Source organism: Roseimaritima sediminicola (genome assembly GCF_009618275.1).
Classification (GTDB): Bacteria; Planctomycetota; Planctomycetia; order Pirellulales; family Pirellulaceae; genus Roseimaritima; species Roseimaritima sediminicola.
In genome coordinates, this window is record NZ_WIAD01000115.1 from 1 (window position 1) to 1,810 (window position 1,810).

Annotated in this window: 1 protein-coding gene; it reads left to right on the forward strand. The window is 56.5% G+C overall.

Annotated elements, in window-relative coordinates:
* Positions 1 to 468: 468 nt before the first annotated feature.
* On the forward strand, positions 469 to 1,810 hold a 1,342-nt coding region (gene ltrA / locus GE027_RS22480; protein WP_153559475.1), incomplete at its 3' end, for a group II intron reverse transcriptase/maturase.

The following is a 1,810-nucleotide window of genomic DNA, read 5'->3' on the forward strand; positions in this document are numbered from 1 at the left end:
GGTGAAAGTCCTGATCAGGGAAGTCGTTGCCTCCCTGTAACCAATGGTAACTGCGTTTTCGTGAGAAAGGGTGGAGAGCAACCAAAGGTGAACAAACAGTCCGTAACTGTAATGTGAACTCGATTCGGCCAAGCCTGTCGGGGAGCCTCCTAGCAATCGGCGAACCCCTGACCGCACAACGATCCCCGATGTGGCCCGACTCCGGGTGGCAGAACCACTCTGCAGGGTTCGTGCGGCGACGACGACGATGAAGAAACCGCAACGGATAAAATCGAGCGTCGTGAAATGGCAATGCGGTGGTTGGAGACGGAATGTTTGGAAGTTCAGACGAGATAAGCAGAGAGACCTCGGCGGCAGCAGACTTCGATGCCCGGCCGAGGAGTCAGAGCCTTCGTAGTAGTGTTGACCGTCGGGAACCAAACCCAACGCGAGCGAAGGAAGGCAGGAAAATGGATGCCAGTAGGAACCATGCAAGCGAAACGTAAATCGAAAGACTACATCCCGGTGACAGTGCCGTTCTCAGCGGCTAGCCGTGTCGGAGACCCCGAAGTGAAATCAACACGTGAGATTTCCAGCTGGGCGAATCGTAGCGTATGGACCGACCGCATGTTGAACTCGCTCACCGTAGGAGTGCGAGGAGGAAAATGGCATGCCTTGATCGACAAGGTGTACCGTGAGCTGAACCTGTTCGTGTCGGCCCGCAAGGTGACCGGCAAAAAGAAAGGTGCGGCGGGAGTGGACGGACAAAGCACCGAGGATTTCAGCCACCAGGAGATCGCTGAAATCAAGCGACTACACGAGCAGTTGCGCAGCGGCACCTACCGCCCCCAGGCGGTACGCCGGGTGCAGATTCCCAAGCCTGGCAGCACGCAAGTGCGCTCGCTGGGAATCCCAACGGTTCGGGACCGTGTCGTGCAAACGGCTCTGGTCAATGTCATCGAACCGATCTTCGACAATGAATTTCACGAACGAAGCTTCGGCTTCCGCCACGGACGCAGCTGTCATGATGCACTGCGAGTCGTCGAAGAACTCTTGGAGTCTGGAAACGTCATCGTGGTCGATGCTGACCTACAAGGTTACTTCGACACGATCCCGAAAGACCGCTTGCTGACACTTGTCAGCGAAAAGATTTCGGATCGACGGGTATTGGAACTGGTCAAGGGGTACCTTGATCAATCGGTTATGGAGGGACTCCGCGAATGGACACCCGAGTCGGGCGTTCCACAAGGCGCGGTCCTCTCTCCGCTGCTGTCCAATCTATACCTCAACGAGCTAGACCATCGCATGGCCGACAAAGGCTTCGAGATGGTCCGGTACGCCGACGACTTCGTGATCCTGTGTCATAGTCAGGAACACGCTGAAGCGGCCCTTGAGGAAGTCAAACGCTTCGTCCGTGAAGCAGGTTTGACGCTGCACCCCGAGAAGACCCACATCGTCGACAGTCGTGAAAAGAGTTTCGACTTTCTGGGCTACTCGTTTCGCGGGAAGTTTCGCTTTCCGCGTGCGAAAAGCCATCGCAAGATGGTGGCCCGGATCCGACAGTTGACTCCCCGCAAGAGCGGCCAGTCTATCGACGCGACGATTCGAGAAATCAATCGCGTGAGCGTTGGCTGGTTCGGTTACTTTCGGCACTGTACGTGGAACATATTCGACAGTTACGACGGAATGATCCGCAAGCGACTGCGTCGACTGCTCTTAAAATGGCACCGGACCAATCCGGAGCGTCTGAGCCGCACGCGTCGCTGGCCAAACGCCTACTTCCGCGAGCTGGGTTTCCAAAGTCTGCGCGAAGCCCATACTCGCTATGTTC